Below are 16923 nucleotides of genomic sequence, written 5' to 3'. Positions count from 1 at the left end.
CAAAATTCGCTAGAAGCCGAGTCCTGCACCCACCCGGTATATCAGGCTGTTGTTATAGGGCGAGCGATCGTCCTGGATCACATCATATAAAATGGAGATGCCAATACCTACCCTGCCGCCTACGTTTTGGGTGTAACCCGCGCCTACCAGTAAGCTGGGAACGCCATAGTTGGTTTTGTAGGTTTGTTTTTCGTTGTTGTTGAGGTAAACGGTAGAATTTTGTGTAACGAAATTATATTCCGGCTGAACATGTATAAATACCATCGGGAGCGGATATACACGGCCCCAGATACCACCACCAAAAATAGTGTACTTATCCCGCTGCACTATCTGGTCATAGCTCCACACTTTATACTGGCCGTATTGCGCATTGATGTTAACACCTGCAGCAATGTAGTCGGAGAAGCGGTAACCTACCAGCGGAGAGATATCCACGTTGGTAACATCGCCAAACACCATTCCCAGCGAACCGCCTAATACCAAACGGGAAGGATCAAAGCCCTTACGGGTAACCGTGTCTGTTTTATAATATTGGGCGTGTGCCAGCTGTACGCCAGCCAGCAGGAAAAAACATATCAATAAACGTTTCATGATCAGCTTTATTAAGTTTAACTATTTACCGGCAGAAAGGTTTAACAATCAAAAATTTTACCCCGGTTTAATATATTCTTCGGATCAAAGATCTGTTTTATTTGCTTCATGAGCTGCATGGAGGTCTGATCAAAAATGATATCCATATAGTTTTTCTGTACCAACCCAATACCATGCTCACCGGAGATGGTACCACCCAATGCTTTCACCAGCTGAAAAATTTCCCGTATACCTTCCGTGAGGGTCCCGTTCCATTGTTCTTCCGTGAGGGTGCCGCGGATAATATTTACATGCAGGTTACCATCGCCGGCATGCCCGTAGCATACTGAATGGAATCCATACCTGTTCCCGATTTCCTTTACTCCTTTCAGCAATATCGGCAGTTCTGCGCGGGGTACCACGGTATCTTCTTCTTTATATACAGAATTTGCCTTTACGGCTTCCGCTACCCGGCGGCGCAGTTTCCAGAGTTCTTCCTTCTGCTGGGAATCTTCTGCAAACAATATCTCCCCGATATCAAAACCTTCTACCACACCGGCAATACCTTCCATTTCCTGCATCAGCACTTCCGGGTAATTGCCATCTACTTCTATGAGCAGGTGTGCCTGTATATCGTCTTCTATTTTAACTGCGCTGCTTTGTACATATTTTGTTACCCAGTCGATAGCGTCGCGTTCCATAAATTCCATGGCGGAAGGTGTGTAACCCGCCCGGAAGATAGCGCTTACCGCTTCACAGGCGCTTTCAGCAGAGCGGAAAGGAACCAGCATCAGCAGATCTGTTTTGGGTAGTGGTATTAAACGCAATACTATTTTGGTAACGATGCCCAGGGTGCCTTCGCTGCCTACTACCAGCTGAGTAAGATTATAACCGGTGGCATTTTTTAGTACATTGGCGCCCGTCCAGATCACTTCACCACTGGGCAGCACCATTTCCAGGTTCAGCACATAATCCTTTACCACGCCGTATTTTACCGCTTTGGGACCACCTGAATTTTCAGCAATATTACCACCGATAAAGCAGGTACCGCGGCTGCTCGGGTCGGGCGGATAAAACAATCCTTTCTCTTTTACGGCGTTCTGTAATTCTTCTGTGATCACACCGGGTTCGGTGATTACCTGCAGGTTCCTTTCATCTATGAGGGTGATGCGGTTAAAGCGTTCCATGGATATGAGCACGCCACCAAACTGGGCGAGCGCTCCTCCGCTGAGCCCTGTACCGCCACCACGGGGAGTTACGGGCAACAGCGCTTCATTGCATAATTTCATGATACGGCTTACCTGTTCGGTGGTATCCGGCTTAACCACTACTTCGGGGAGATAATGCAGATCCTCGGTTTCATCCTGTGCATAACGGCTCATACTTTCTTCGTCGGCCAATACATATTGCGCTCCGGCTATTTCACGTAATGCCGCTACGTGAGCGGCAGTTACTTTATTGAACGTTGTCATGGAACAAAAATAATCATAATGCCGGTTAGGTGGTATATCCGGACTGTTAAAAAGAGGGACAGATCGTAGATCTTCTCGCATTGTTAAAGGTGCGGTTGCTGTAAAGTCCTGTATAAACGATGCCTATCTCATAAGCGCCACGCCGGTTGTTGGCGGCAGAGAGACTGGAGGTAGTGATATCATAGTTAAACATGAGTTTTATGGCGTTGATCTGGTAGCCAACCAGGAATACAGCCGCATCATTGGCGCGGTAATAAACGCCGCCATACAGTTGTTGTACGCCGTCGCCGGAAAGATTATAGGCAGCATTGGCGCCCAGCATCAGTTCCCGCGCGCCGGCCTGTGTGGCATAATACGCTGCAGGGTTCAGGATCACTTTATCGCTCATTTTCAAACTCGCATTCAGGAACCCGATATAGCGGCGGGGAACGGTGTTATTGCCATCAAAAAAGGTTTCCCTGGGTGTGTTGATATGTTGTACAGAGAAACCTGCATTTACATAAATATTATCGGTAGGAAAATAAGCATAATTCAAGCCTGCCTGCAGGTCGAAATAATTGACGCTGCTTTGGGTGATGGGTTCCCCGGTGGGGATCTGTGAATCAAAGAATTTACCATTCCACTGGTCGGCGAATGTGAGCTTGGTGATATCCACCCGTTTGCCGGCGGAGCCTACATTAAACCCTGCGGATAACAGGCTGCTGAAACCCAGGAGCTGGTGATAAGCGATCGAAGCGTATCCTTTGGTAGAGGTGAGGTTTCCTGCGCCGGCTACGTCGCGGAGCAATACACCCCCGATGCCTACCCAGCCATATTCCAGCTGATCGCGGAATAACTGGAAGTCGCCATATGCCGACATCGTCCGGTAAGGTATCGGAACGCTGGTCCACTGATCGCGGTAATTAATGCCAATACGGTAATTGCCGTCCGGAATGAATCCGGTATTGGCAGGGTTAGTTGTCAACGGCGAATTAAAAAACTGTGAAAAATGGAGGTCCTGTGCGTACGCCCCACCCATTGAAACAATTAATAAAATTGCCAGACATGTTGATAATTTAACGATCTGATTCATGGCTCATCATCTTAACAAGGTTACACTTCCTGATCTGCTGCCTTTGGTGCCATCCGTAAACTCCAGGTTTACGATATAGGCATAAGCATCCATGGGCTGAATATTTCCTTTAAACCGGCCGTCCCATCCGATTTGAGGATCCGAACTTTCAAAAACCAATTGTCCCCAACGGTTAAATATTTTAAGATTGAATTTGGTCGCTCCAAAAGCTTTTACATAAAACACATTGTTCTTACCGCCTGGTGCAAAGGCGTTGGGCACATCAAACAGCGGTACCACAATAGCGCTTACTTCCTCACATTTTGTATCCGTACAGCCTTCTGCGTTAGTAACAGTAAGACACACATTGTATGTACCTGTGCGCAGGTATTGATGGCTGGGGTTTGGCAGGGAAGAAGTATCCCCGTCGCCAAAATTCCAGAGGTAATGTATCGCGTTTGCCGAAGAACCATTCAGGAACTGTATCGGCGTATTTTCAATTGCTTTGGTGGGTGAAAAATCGAAGTCTGCTACAGGCGGCGCTGCCACATTTATTTCCTGTGTAATCGAATCCCGTTTGTTACAGGTGTTTGGATCGTCTACCTCGAGGGTTATTTTCCAGCGGCCTGCTTTATTAAATGTATGCACCGGGTAAGGGTCGTGTGAAACGGAACCATCATCTTCAAAGGTCCAGGTGAATGTTTCACCGCCTTCGGTGGTATTATCCATTTGTATTTCTGTGCCAACGCAAACCGTTCCCGGGTCGGTAAATTTCGCTATAACGTTCTCGGCTACACGCAGGGTGTAGGTAATTGTTTGCGGTGCATTACAGAAATTAGTATCCACCAGTGTAAGAGTAGCATTATAGATGCCCGCATTCTGGTAATAGTGGAATAGCGGGAAGGTATCTAAACCGGTATAGAATGGAGGTGTTCCATCGCCATAGTCGAGGATAAATGAGCTGTCCCTGAAATCCGCAGCTGGTGTGGATTCATTGACAAACATATACTTCAGGCTATCGCATGGATCCTGGCGTCGGGCTTCAAAATGGAGTATCGCTTCATTGTTGCCCAGTTTCACGGTTACGTAGGCGGTATCTGATCCGTTACAACTTTGCGGATCATATTTTACCATTCTTACGCGGAAGGTGCCAATTCTTGTAAAGATATGCGTCACGGTATCTCCCTCTGGTCCGAAATTCAGCGTGGTGCCATCATCCGGGAAGAACCACTGATACGACTTACCTGGTAAACGGGTGGTATCCACAAAGGTGATGGTATCCGGTACGCAGTAGTTGGTGCGCCTGTCGAGTGTTTTGGCTCCTGCTTTCACCCCATCGAGGTTAAAAGCAATTTTCAGTGCTCCGAGATTACAGGAGGCTGGCGGTGTGCTGGAGTAGGCGCCCGGCGTGGTCGGGTACCGCGGTTTGAAGCCGCTGTTGCTCACGTTGCACCAGGCGCAGATCCCCTGGTAGATAATACCATTGCGGTCGAAGCGGCTGGTACCGCCATCTACGTGTTCATACAAACCGGAGCCGCCAAAATAACTGGCATACAATGGGCCCTGGGTGGGACTAAACCGTACGGCATCGCGCTGCAGCACATAGAAATAAAAATCCATCCCGTCTGTATTGCGTTGCAGCGCATCCGGGGTGGTCGTTAAACCGGAAGTTCCTGAATTCGGGTAGTGCAGGGAGGTATTGATACCTCCGCCCCATCCGGACACGTATACGTTTTCGCAGCGGTCTACCAGGAAGGCGGTGGGAGAAATATTAGGGGAAAGAAACCAGTGTTCTTCTTTTTCCGAAAGTAGTGGAATACACGAATGCGGACAGGTTTGCCTGGAGCTTCGAGATAAACTGCAGTCCGTTTTCATTGTATCCATTGGCGCTTATTTGTATGATGGGCCATGCTCCTTCTGTGGTGCCCATTACGTATACAAATCCATTTTTATCCAGCTGGATGCCGTATACCTGGTCGGCAGCGGGATTATCAGAACCGAGGAAAGTACTCTGGATAATGTTTCTTCCGTCGTTAGAAATATGAGCAATAAACCCATCGCATACGCCGCCGCGGTACTGGGGGTATATGGTGCCGGCAGTAACGGGGAAGTCGTCGCTGGCGGTGCCCCCGGCCACATACAGGGTATTCAACCCGTTTAATGCAATTACATAAGCCGCATCTTCCTTGCTGCCTCCGAGGTAGCTGGCCCAAACCAGGTCCTGGCAAAGCGGGTTTATTTTCATAATCACGCCATCCTGCGAGCCTTTGTTGGTGCTCTGGAATACGCCGGCTGTTACGGGGAAATCGGTGGAGCGGGTGCAGCTGGCCACATAAATATAGCCTGCATTATCCACTACCACTTCGCTGCGGGCGTCGTCGCCATAGTTACGCAGCAGTACCCAGTCGCCGGCCTGACGGTCGGCCCGCATATTTACGCCGTCATCTCCGCCGCCGGCAATGATCAGTGAGCCAATGATAGCGGTGCCTGTGGCGTTTATTTTAGTAATGGCGATATCCCATCCTCCGCGGGTTCCTTTTACGTTGGTATTGGGATAGTCGCTGGAAGTGGTTCTGCCAGAGATCACGAGGTTGCCCTGCTGATCTACAAATAAGCTATGAGGTTGTTCCACGCCGCTGCCGCCCATGTAGGTGGCGTATACCAGCCTGGTTCCATTGGTGTTGAATTTTGAAATGGCGATATCAAACTGGCCGCCGCCGTAAACGCTTTGTACTGCCCCGGTTGTTATGGGGTAGCCCGGATTAAACACAATACCGCCGCCGTATAAATTGCCGGCATCATCGTAGGTGGCAGTGAAGCCCCAGTTATCCGAGCGGGCACCCGATACGGTAGAAAAAACGTAGATCGGATCTATGACCAGCGGGTAGGCCGCGTTATATTCACCGGATATTTTGAAGCCCAGTTTATTACCATTTAACCGGTAAGATACCTTTACGGTTACACGTTGATTATTGATATACTGGTAAGCAAAGGGCAGTTGTTCAATCACATCCCCCACAGAGGTGTGCACCAGCAACTGGCCTTTTTTCAGTTCCATACCGGTAGCGCCTTCATATACCATCTGGATATTATCCGGGTTAGCACCCGGATGCACAATCAGGTCATATTTCAGTTGGGAACCTTCAGAGTAAACATGCGCGTCGATGCCGGAATAAAGGGAGTTATAATTAACGCCCTGGAAGGAACCCACCCCGGTTGCCCATTTGGTTCGGTCGTTTCCGATGAAATAGCTGCTTTTGGCGTCCTGTTCTTTTTCGGGTGCTATTTGTACGTCGGGATTGGCGTTCAGGAAAGTAACGTTATACGCATGCCCGCGCACATCAGGAATTTTGCCGGGCTGTGGAGGGGGCTGGCCATTCCCTGGCTGGGCAGGTGCTGGTTTAAAGTTGCTTTTCGGAACGTATACCGTATCACTCCGGTGGGAGTGTCCGTGCACATATTCGTTCAGGCTCCAGAGATCCTGCTGGTTCATCATCAGGAAAGTGAAGCCTGTTTTTTTGAGGAAGATAGCAGCGCCATCCAGTTCTGTTCTGTAGATGACATCTTTATCCCACTGGCCTTTGTTCTCAATAAAATTCAGCGGTGTGAAGTTCGCATGTTGCTGCTGCGCCTGGGCGGATCGTCCGGTGAACAAAAAGCAAATCATTAATCCAATAAGGCCGGTCGGGAAGGTAAATTTCAACGGGATTAGATTTTATTTTATTCTTAAAAACCAATATAATACTATTAAACGCAGAAGCCACTCAAATTGTTACGGTCGGGAAAGGCACAAAACTTCTGAATTGAGGAATAACAGGCTAAATGGGAAACAAGGTGAATCTCAGCTTCAGCAGCTTTATACTTTTTTAATTCATCCATCAGTTAATAAACGTAAAAACCATCAGGAAATTTTACTCCAGACAGATTTACTTCTCTGGGCAGCTAAAAATTCTTTTAGTGCCTGATTTTCAGGCAGAAGCAGATCGGTGTCTTCTTCCAGGATCTTTTCTGCGCTGGCGCGGGCGGCGTCGAGGATGGGTTTGTCCGCAACAATATCCGCCAGTTTAAAGTCGAGTACCCCGCTCTGGCGGGTGCCTTCAATATCTCCGGGGCCTCTCAGTTCCATATCTTTCTCCGAAATAATAAATCCGTCGTTGGTTTGCACCATTACGTTGATCCGTTCGCGGGAATCCTGGCTTAGCTTATTACCGGTCATGAGCACGCAGAAGGACTGTTCCGCTCCGCGGCCCACCCTTCCCCGCAACTGGTGGAGCTGCGACAGCCCGAAACGTTCGGTGCTTTCTATCACCATTACAGAGGCGTTGGGCACGTTCACCCCTACTTCAATAACGGTGGTGGCTACCATAATATGGGTATCGCCGGTTACAAAACGCTGCATGTTGGTTTGCCGCTGTTCGGCCGGCTGGCGGCCATGTACCATACTGATATAATACTGCGGTTCGGGGAAGAAAGCTTTCACCTCTTCATATCCTTTCATCAGGTTTTCATAGTCCAGCTTCTCTGAATCTTCGATCAGCGGGTATACGATGTATGCCTGTCTTCCTTTCTTTACTTCTTCCTTTATAAAATCCATTACCTGCGGCCGTTGATATTCGGTGCGGTGCACGGTAGTAATGGGTTTACGTCCCGGGGGCATTTCATCAATAACGGATACGTCCAGGTCGCCGTAGATGGTCATAGCCAGTGTTCTTGGTATAGGCGTTGCCGTCATAACAAGAATGTGTGGCGGGATGGTATTTTTTTCCCATAGGCGTGCCCGTTGTGCCACGCCGAAGCGGTGTTGTTCATCCACGATGGCCATTCCAAGATTTTTGAACGCCACTTCTTTTTCCAGCAGGGCGTGGGTGCCAACGAGGATATCGATGCTGCCATCGAGGGCGCCGGCCAGTATCTGCTTACGTGCCTTGCCTTTGATGCTGCCGGTAAGCAGTGCTACCTTTACATCCATCCGCTCCAGCAATTCGGAGATGCCTTTAAAGTGCTGCTGCGACAGGATTTCCGTGGGCGCCATAAGGCATGCCTGGAAGCCGTTGTCTTTTGCCAGCAACATGGATAGCAGTGCTACCATTGTTTTACCGCTGCCTACATCTCCCTGCAGGAGGCGGTTCATCTGCCGTCCGTGAACGGTATCTGTCCTTATTTCTTTCAATACCCTTTTCTGTGCGCCTGTTAAGGAAAAGGGAAGATGATTGTTATAGAATTCATTAAAAGAATCGCCCACTGCACCAAACACAAAGCCGTGTGATTGCTTGTGTCTTTTGAGCTTTAACCGGCATATACGGATTTGTGCAATAAACAGTTCTTCAAATTTCAGCCGTCGTTGTGCCAGCCGTGCATCGTCTTCGCTGGCGGGCAAATGGATCCTGAAATAGGCCATCGCACGGGGCATGAGCCGGTATTGCTGTAATACTTCTGCGGGGATATTTTCCCTAATTTCCAGTGGAGATAATTGTTCCAGCAGGTTCTTGGTCAATTTTCCTATAGCCTTTGCCGTTAGTCCGCGGGCTTTGAGTTTTTCTGTGGTATAATAAACCGGTTCCAGGAATTGTTTACCGGTTGCAATTTCTTCTGTGAGCAGGTCCACCTCCGGGTGTGCCAGCTGGGTAACGCCATTGAATACGGAGATCCTGCCGAATACGAGGTAGGCCACATTTTCCTTTAGTGATTTCTGCATCCATTGCCAGCCCTGAAACCATACCAGGTCGATGGTGCCTGTTTCATCTTTAAAAGTAGCCACCAGTCTTTTCGACCTGTTTTCTACCCATTACCACCATGTTGATGATCTTTCCGCGGATCTGCACAAAATCTTCATACCCGCTGAGGGAGGCAATTTTATCAATCCTGGTACGGTCTACATAACGGAAAGGAAAATATTGCAGGAGGTCGCCAAAGGTATATACTTTGATTTCTTTACGCAGCAGTTCTCCTTTCTGCGGGCCTACTCCTTTCAGGTATTCTATCGGATTTGATAATATGGCAGTAAAAGTAGAAATGGTTATTTCGTTTTTTGTGAACAACAAAAATAAAAAAGGCAAGTGGTAAAAACTCACCACTTGCCTCTTTTACTAAAAAAACAATTATAAAACTATTCGGCTATTGCATCTACTTTTCCTTCCACGAACTGCTTCATCCACTCGGTGGTAACAGATTTCGGTCTTTCCAGGGAAAGTCCGAGTGCCCTGTCCCAGCAAAGGGAAGCCAGTACGCCTAATGCACGGGATACGCCAAACAACACGGTATAGAATTCATATTCCACCAGGCCGTAGTGTACCAGCAATGCGCCGGAGTGAGCATCTACGTTAGGCCATGGATTCTTTACCTTGCCCAGGTCCTGCAGGATTGGCGGCACGGTTTCATACACTTGCCATACAATTTTCACGAGTTCATCGTTTGGCAGGTGTTTTTTGGCAAACTCCATCTGTGCGGTAAAGCGTGGATCTGTTTTGCGTAAAACCGCGTGACCGTAACCGGGTACTACTTTACCATCGGCTAATGTTTTGCGTACGTAGGATTCAATTTGTTCTTTAGTAGGAACGCCACCACCCAGTTCTTCACGCATCTGGAGTATCCATTTGATCACTTCCTGGTTAGCGAGGCCGTGTAACGGACCGGCCAAACCGTTCATACCGGCGGCGAACGAGAGGTAAGCATCGCTCAGTGCGGAACCTACCAGGTGCGTCGTGTGTGCGCTCACGTTACCACCTTCGTGGTCGGCGTGGATCACCATGTAAAGGCGCATCAGTTCTTTGAAACCTTCATCAGAGTAACCGAGCATGTGTGCAAAGTTGCCTGCCCAGTCGAGCATGCCGTTTGGCTGAATATGCTGGCCACCTTTATATTTACGGCGGTAAACATATGCTGCAATACGTGGCAGACGGGCAATGAGGTTCATGGTGTCCTCATAGGTATAGCTCCAGTAATCTTTTTTATTAATTCCTTCTGAGTAAGCCTGTGCGAAAGCAGATTCTGTTTGCAGCGCCATGATACCCACGTTGAACATGGTCATGGGATGTGCAGTGATCGGGAGAGCTTCAATAGCATCAAAAACGTGGTTGGGTACATGAGAACGGCGGCCCCACATGCTGGACAGATATTGTACATCTGCCTCAGTAGGCAATTCGCCGATCAGCATCAGGTAAAATAAACCTTCGGGTAAAGGTTCTGCGCCACCTGGTGCTTTTGGCAGGTGTTCTCTTAATTCCGGGATGGAATATCCGCGAAAACGAATTCCTTCATTGGCATCCAGCAGGGAAGTTTCTGTTACCAGGCCGGTTATACCGCGCATACCCTGATAAACCTGTGCCAGTGTTACCTCCTCAATTTTCTTGGTGCCGTGATTCTTTACCAGGTCTTTTACTTCAATGTTAAGTTCATCTGCTTTAACCTTGAATTTCTCTTTTATGTACCCCATTTTACTGCTATTGTTATTAATGAAAACAAAATCGATCAATAGTCAAAAGTAATGATTTGTTAACGAAGTTACCACCCTTTCGTGGTATTTAATGCCAAATTAACAACGATTCCCGGATGAAAAAGTAAGGCGATATAGTCGCAGCGGGCTTCATTAACAGCATATTTATAAGCCGATTACGAATATAACATATAACGCATCTATATAGACGTTAAAGAAATGTAAAATTTTCAGAATGAATTGAAAATATTGAAAGAAAAATAGCGGTGATTTTAGCGGAGGTTGTAGCGGAGGTGGTCTTGAGCGCTGATTACGCTGATTTTGCTGATTGACTTTTTGGGATTTGGGGAGATGGAAGCGGAGGTTGTAGCGGAGGTGGTCTTGAGCACTGATTACGTTGATTTTGCTGATTGACTTTTTGAGATTTGGGGAGATGGAAGCGGAGGTTGTCTTGGGCGCTGATTACGCTGATTTTATTGATTGGATTTTTGTGATTTTGAGGGAAGTTTGGAATTTTCAGGGTAATTGATGGGTAAATTTTATTGAATGAAATTGGGGGAGGATGGTGGTTGAATTAGGATTGAATAAAGGTTGAATAAGATGGGACTGATATTGACTGTGGAATACTTCATTTTTACTTTGCATGGGCTTAGCATATGCTTGAAAGATGCTTGATACATGCTTAATGTATGCTGATGACCCGGAGGTGATGTGGAGGTGACGTGGACTTGAAGCTAAGATTGTTTGTGGCAGGGCTTTACAGACGAGAAAGTATATGGCGCTTAGACGCAGTGCTATCATATAAGTGAAACGGTGTGCTAATATAACTGTGAAAATGACTCACCAGCATTCAATAAATCTTTACCGTTAAATACTATCCGCCTTTTTAAATTATCTATGGAATAATGATGGTAAAAGGCTTTTAAATTCATTGAATTTTCCGAAAAATCACATAAAAACGAAATTAAACCAATTCCCCAGAGAAAAACCAATAGACGAATTAAAATCTAACCAGCGTACTAATCTTCCTAAATCTCTGCCAAAATCACAAAAATCCAATCAATAAAATCAGCGTAATCAGCGCCCAAGAAAACCTTCGCTTCGATCTTCCCAAATCTCAAAAAGTCAATCAGCAAAATCAAGGGAATCCTGAGAAAGACAACCTCCGCTTCCATCTCCCCAAATCTCAAAAAAGTCAATCAGCAAAATCAGCGTAATCAGCGCTCAAGACAACCTCCGCTACAATCTCCGCGTCATTTGGGGGCCTGGCGATACAGGTAGAACGCCAGGGCGCCGAACAAAATATTGGGGATCCACACCGCCAGCAGCGGGTTCAGGTCTGCTTTTACGGAAAATACGGTGGCAAATTGCAGGAATATGATGTAGCTGGCACTGATCACAATACCTACTGCCAGGTGCAATCCACTTCCGCCCCTCACCTTCTTGGCGGCGATAATGCCACCGATCAGGGTAAGGATCACTACTGCGAAGGCGGCGGAGGTTCTCCTGTAATATTCTACCCAATAGGTATTCAGTCCTTCGGCACCACGGATGCTTTCCCGCTGGATGTATCGCCTGAGATCGGGCGTGGTCATGGCTTCCTGGATATTCTTTTCGTCGACCAGGTCTTTGGGGACCAGGGGTATTTTAAGCAGGGTATCCTGTTTGCTGGTCCAGGTTTCCTTCAGGCCGTTCATGGTGCGCATGGATACGTAGTCCAGTTTCCACTTTTTGGCGGTGGAATCCCAGCTGATACGGTCGGCTTTAAGTTTGAAAGTCATGGATTGTTTATTCACAACAGACAGTACAAAATTGCTCCCGCTTTTATAGTTGGGATCGTAAGTACCGAAAGTTACATAGGTAAAGCTATCGATACGGGTGGTGCGGTCGTATTGTGATTTCTCGTCGTCGTGACTATGGAGGTATTTATTTTCAAAGCTGGTACGGATGCGGTTGGCGTTGGGAACTACCCAGTAGTTGGCGAGCCAGAGTACTCCCCCGAATAGGAAGGCGCCCATCCAGTAGGGACGCAGAAAACGGCGAAAGCTTACGCCGGCAGCCAGTATGGCGATGATCTCCGAGCGGTAGGCCATCTTGGAAGTAAAAAAAATAACTGACAGGAATATAAACAGCGGAAACAGTAATGCCAGGATATGCGGGATAAAGCCGAAGTAATAATCCACTATGATTTCATGCAGCGACAGGTGATGCTTCATGAAGTCATCCACCTTTTCCGTAGTGTCGATCACTACAGAAATCAATAGGAATATCATCAGGGAGTAAATGAAAGTACCTATGAGCTTGCGTAAAATGTACCAGTCAATTTTAGTCATGACCCCAAAGATATTAGTTTATTTTATAGTCCGGACTTTTACAGACGTGTTTTCAGCTGATTGATCATCCCGGTTTTCCAGGTGGCGAAAGTGCCGGCCAGTATTTGCCTGCGGGCTTCCTTCACGAGTTCCAGGTAAAAGGCCAGGTTGTGGATACTGGCTAATGTCATGCCTAAAATTTCGCCGGCTACAAACAGGTGTCGCAGGTAGGCCCTTGAGTAGGTGCTGGTAGCAAAGCAGGGGCTGTTAGCATCCACGGGGCTAAAGTCGGTTGCCCATTTTTTGTTCCGGATGTTGATAACGCCGTTCCAGGTGAACAGCATTCCGTTACGGCCGTTGCGGGTGGGCATTACACAGTCGAACATATCGATGCCGAGGCTGATGTTTTCCAGGATATTCCAGGGGGTGCCCACACCCATCAGGTAACGGGGTTTGTCGGTGGGCAGTGATTCGCATACCAGTCCGCACATTTCGTACATTTCATTTTCCGGTTCTCCTACGCTGAGGCCACCGATGGCATTACCGGCGCAATTGCGGGAGGCAATGTATTCCGCGGAGGCTTTGCGGAGATCCTTATAGGTGCTGCCCTGTACGATCGGGAACAGGGTTTGTTCATGACCGTAGGCAGGTTGGGTGTCGTTGAGGCGTGTGATGCAGCGGTCGAGCCAGCGGTGTGTGAGTTCCATCGACTTGCGTGCATAACGGTATTCCGACGGATAGGGCGGGCATTCATCAAAGGCCATAATAATATCGGCTCCGATGGTGCGCTGGATATCCATTACATTTTCGGGCGTGAAGAGGTGGCGGGAGCCGTCGATATGCGACTGAAAAACCACGCCTTCTTCTTTGATCTTGCGGTTGGCTGCCAGGGAAAACACCTGGTATCCGCCGCTATCGGTGAGGATGGGCCGGTCCCAGCCATTAAATTTATGCAGACCACCGGCGAGCGACAACACTTCCAGGCCGGGTCTTAAATAAAGGTGATAGGTATTGCCAAGAATGATCTGAGCCTGTACATCTGCACGCAGCTGTTCCTGGGTAACCGCTTTTACGCTGCCAACAGTACCTACCGGCATAAAAATGGGCGTTTCTATTTCCCCGTGGGCAGTGGTGATTTTCCCGGCCCTGGCATTGCTGCCGCTATCTGTAGTTATCAGTTCAAAATTCACTCGTCGATATTTCAGGCCGCAAAGATATTGAAATGAAGCGAAGATCGAAGCTGGTGGATTTTGCTGCGGGAGGCAATCTCTCCAATGTTCATAATTAATTCTTTTACAGATAATAAAAATATTATATTTTTGCGGTCATTATGCTAGACCATCTAGGTGAAATTGCCTTATACTCTTTTGCTGCCATAGCCGGGATACAGATCATTTATTTCCTTTTTGTGTTTTCCCGGGTAGCTTTCTATAGACGTAAATTTGACCTGGACCATGCACCGGACGGGCCTTTTTCGGTTATCATCTGCGCCAAGGATGAAGAATTGAACCTGCAGAAAAATCTGCCGGGCGTATTGCAACAACGCTATCACCAGCACATGAAACCCGAATACGAGGTGATTGTGGTAAATGATAACTCTGAAGACGACACCAAGTACTACCTGCGCTCCATTGAACCAGGTTATCCACATTACCGGCATATAGAGATCAAGCAGGCGGCTAAATTCATTCCCGGCAAGAAATACCCGCTTTCCATCGGTTTGAAGGGCGCCCAGTTTGAAAAGGTATTGCTTACGGATGCCGATTGCAAACCGGGCAGCACCTACTGGCTTTCGCTGATGAGCCAGGGCTTTACCGATAAAAAGGAAATAGTGCTGGGATACGGCGCTTATCATAAAAAACCGGGGTTCCTGAATAAGATTATCCGGTATGAAACCTTTTTCAGTGCGCTCCAGCATCTTTCCTTTGCCATGAGCGGTATGCCTTATATGGGTGTAGGCCGTAACCTGGCTTATAAAAGAGAGCTGTTCTTTAAACACAAGGGGTTTACAAGCCACCAGCATCTTGCCAGCGGGGACGATGATTTATTTGTGAACACGGCGGCCAACCGGAAAAATGTGGGAGTGGTAATAGACAAACAGGCTTTTACCTACTCCGAGCCGAAGCTGAGCTGGAGAAGCTGGTTCCAGCAAAAAACCCGGCATATGTCTACCGGTAAGCATTACCGTTTCGGTCATAAGTTTGTGCTGGGATTATTTTCGCTGACGCATTTCCTTTTTTACCCGGCGTTTATTTTCGCTTTATTTTTCCCGCCGCCCATACTCTGGTATGTGCTGGGAATTTTCGCGGGGAAAGTGCTGATACAGTCCATTATTACTTATGCCGCCATGCGCAGGCTGGATGAAAGCGATTTGTTTAAATTCAGCTGGCTGATGGATATTTTCATGGTATTATATTATATCATTTTTACACCGGCCTTGCTTTTCAAGTCAAAAAATAAATGGTAATAAGCAGCAGGCAATAGCTTTCTGCTTATTTGCTTTTGCTTTACTTTTGCCGCATGGAAGTTATTTTAAAGTATTTCAGCGACTTCACACCGGAACAGCTGTCGCAGTTTGAGGCACTGCAGGGATTATACCAGGAATGGAACGAAAAGATCAATGTGATATCCCGTAAAGATATAGACGCCTTATATGAAAAACACGTATTACATTCTCTCAGTATAGCCGCTATAGCGGAGTTCCAGCCAGGCACCCAAATCCTGGACCTGGGTACCGGCGGCGGATTCCCGGGTATCCCCCTGGCCATCTTTTTCCCGGAAGTACAATTTCACCTGGTAGATTCTATTGGTAAAAAAATCAAGGTAGTGGAGGGGGTAGCGGAAGCACTGCAGCTGAAAAACGTTACTGCGGCGCACAGCCGCGTGGAAGACATTAAGAACCGGAAGTTTGACATCGTGGTGTCCCGTGCTGTGGCTCCTTTGGGAGATCTCTGGCGCTGGAGCAAGCATGTATTAAAGAAATCCACCGTGCCGGGTAAGCAGTTTGAGAAGGGGCTGATTTGCCTGAAGGGCGGGGATCTGGCCCAGGAAATTTCCGACAGCGGCTTAAAACCACGCCTGGTAAAGGTGTATGATATTTTCCCCGAAGAAAGTTTTAAGGAGAAGTTTGTGGTATTGGCTAAGAGCTAAACCCGGTTTCCAGTGTAGTGTGGTGGATGCCTAGGTGTTCCAGTTCATGGCGCAGTTCTTTCTTCAAAGCTTCTGTGCCGGCAGCGTCCAGCTGCGGATCTATGGTTACCTGGGCCGTTAAAGCGTTTTCGGTAGTGCTGATCGCCCACACATGAATATGATAAATATCTTTCACCCCTTTCACGGCCAGTGCTTTTTTCCTTATTTCCTGTAAGTCGATATCCTTTGGCACCCCGTCCATCGACAGGCGCAGGCTGTCGCGCAGCAGCCCCCAGGTACCGATTACAATTACTACCATTACTATTATACTCAGCAGGGGATCCAGCCAATACCATTTGGTGTAGATGATCAGGATACCGGCAACTACGGTTGCCATAGATACCAGGGCATCTGCCGCCAGGTGGAGGTAGGCTCCTTTTATATTCAGGTCTCTTTCTTTGTCTTTGAAAAACAGCCAGGCCGTAAAGGCGTTGATGAAAATGCCGATGCCTGCTACAACGGCAATGGGGGTTCCGGGCACTTCGTAAGGCTGACTGAAGCGGCGGATGGCCTCGTATCCGATTACGCCTACCACAATAAGCAGCAGCATAGCGTTAAACAGGGAGATAAGAATTGTACTTTTGCGGTAGCCGTAGGTATAGCCGGGGTTGGAGGTGATTTTAACCAGGCGGAAACCCAGCAGTGAGAGGGCCAGGCTGGCTACATCGCTGAGATTATGACCGGCATCGGCCATGAGGGCCAGGGAATGGGTGAGGAAACCGGCGATAAACTCGGCCGCCACAAAAGCCAGGTTGAGGGAAATACCCCATATAAAAGCCCTGTTAACCTGGGCGTTGTTAAGTGCCGGCGTATGAGCGTGGGCATGATCATGCATAAACAACTGATTTCCTTGTACGTAATTTAAGAAGATTTTTTTTCGTCCTTATAAAATATCCG

At 47.8% G+C, this 16923-nt stretch carries 13 protein-coding genes; 2 read left to right on the top strand and 11 right to left on the bottom strand.

From position 1 onward, the window contains the following. Nucleotides 1-9 precede the first annotated feature (9 nt). The 10 genes from QFZ51_RS07915 to tgt form a co-directional block, all read right to left on the bottom strand. Entirely contained in the window at nt 10-591 is a 582-nt protein-coding gene (locus QFZ51_RS07915) for a hypothetical protein (protein WP_429044874.1), read from the bottom strand. 41 nt (nt 592-632) lie between these two features. After that, nucleotides 633-2042, bottom strand: a complete 1410-nt coding sequence (locus tag QFZ51_RS07910; RefSeq protein WP_429044872.1) for an FAD-binding oxidoreductase — start codon at nt 2040-2042, stop codon at nt 633-635. 46 nt (nt 2043-2088) lie between these two features. After that, nucleotides 2089-3114, bottom strand: coding sequence for a PorP/SprF family type IX secretion system membrane protein (locus QFZ51_RS07905; RefSeq protein ID WP_370909369.1), 1026 nt, complete (start codon nt 3112-3114; stop codon nt 2089-2091). 6 nt (nt 3115-3120) lie between these two features. Continuing rightward, a complete protein-coding gene (locus tag QFZ51_RS07900; RefSeq protein WP_429044870.1) occupies nt 3121-4977 on the bottom strand; it encodes a PKD domain-containing protein in 1857 nt (618 codons plus the stop codon). Continuing rightward, nucleotides 4865-6748: a hypothetical protein gene (locus QFZ51_RS07895; RefSeq protein WP_429044869.1), complete on the bottom strand. Its 1884-nt coding sequence runs from the start codon at nt 6746-6748 to the stop codon at nt 4865-4867. The genes QFZ51_RS07900 and QFZ51_RS07895 overlap by 113 nt, the downstream gene beginning before the upstream one ends. A gap of 246 nt (nt 6749-6994) precedes the next feature. After that, nucleotides 6995-8851, bottom strand: coding sequence for an ATP-dependent DNA helicase RecG (gene recG, locus QFZ51_RS07890; protein ID WP_429044868.1), 1857 nt, complete (start codon nt 8849-8851; stop codon nt 6995-6997). Continuing rightward, on the bottom strand, nt 8838-9134 hold the full coding sequence (locus QFZ51_RS07885) for a hypothetical protein (protein ID WP_429044866.1): 297 nt from the start codon (nt 9132-9134) through the stop codon (nt 8838-8840). Before QFZ51_RS07885 ends, recG begins: the two co-directional genes overlap by 14 nt. 65 nt (nt 9135-9199) lie before the next feature. Continuing rightward, entirely contained in the window at nt 9200-10525 is a 1326-nt protein-coding gene (locus tag QFZ51_RS07880; RefSeq protein ID WP_370909366.1) for a citrate (Si)-synthase, eukaryotic, read from the bottom strand. Nucleotides 10526-11778: 1253 nt separating this feature from the next. Beyond that, on the bottom strand, nt 11779-12858 hold the full coding sequence (locus tag QFZ51_RS07875; protein WP_370909365.1) for an LptF/LptG family permease: 1080 nt from the start codon (nt 12856-12858) through the stop codon (nt 11779-11781). Between the two features lie 38 nt (nt 12859-12896). Beyond that, on the bottom strand, nt 12897-14027 hold the full coding sequence (tgt, locus tag QFZ51_RS07870) for a tRNA guanosine(34) transglycosylase Tgt (RefSeq protein ID WP_429044863.1): 1131 nt from the start codon (nt 14025-14027) through the stop codon (nt 12897-12899). A gap of 140 nt (nt 14028-14167) precedes the next feature. Here tgt and QFZ51_RS07865 point away from each other — a divergent pair, with 140 nt between their 5' ends. Next, entirely contained in the window at nt 14168-15304 is a 1137-nt protein-coding gene (locus QFZ51_RS07865) for a glycosyltransferase (protein WP_429044861.1), read from the top strand. A 53-nt stretch (nt 15305-15357) separates the two neighbouring features. Further along, entirely contained in the window at nt 15358-15987 is a 630-nt protein-coding gene (gene rsmG, locus QFZ51_RS07860) for a 16S rRNA (guanine(527)-N(7))-methyltransferase RsmG (protein ID WP_429044859.1), read from the top strand. Here rsmG and QFZ51_RS07855 read toward each other — a convergent pair. After that, nucleotides 15977-16861 carry a cation diffusion facilitator family transporter gene (locus QFZ51_RS07855; protein WP_429044857.1) on the bottom strand — a complete coding sequence of 295 codons (885 nt, stop codon included), beginning with the start codon at nt 16859-16861 and terminating at the stop codon, nt 15977-15979. The two genes, rsmG and QFZ51_RS07855, sit on opposite strands and share 11 nt — an antisense overlap. Between the last annotated feature and the right edge of the window lie 62 nt (nt 16862-16923).

Origin of the sequence: Chitinophaga sp. W3I9 (assembly GCF_050434025.1) — a bacterium.
GTDB lineage: Bacteria > Bacteroidota > Bacteroidia > Chitinophagales > Chitinophagaceae > Chitinophaga.
The sequence above is the reverse complement of the archived record's forward strand: the minus strand, read 5'-3'. Positions and strand labels throughout refer to the sequence as shown.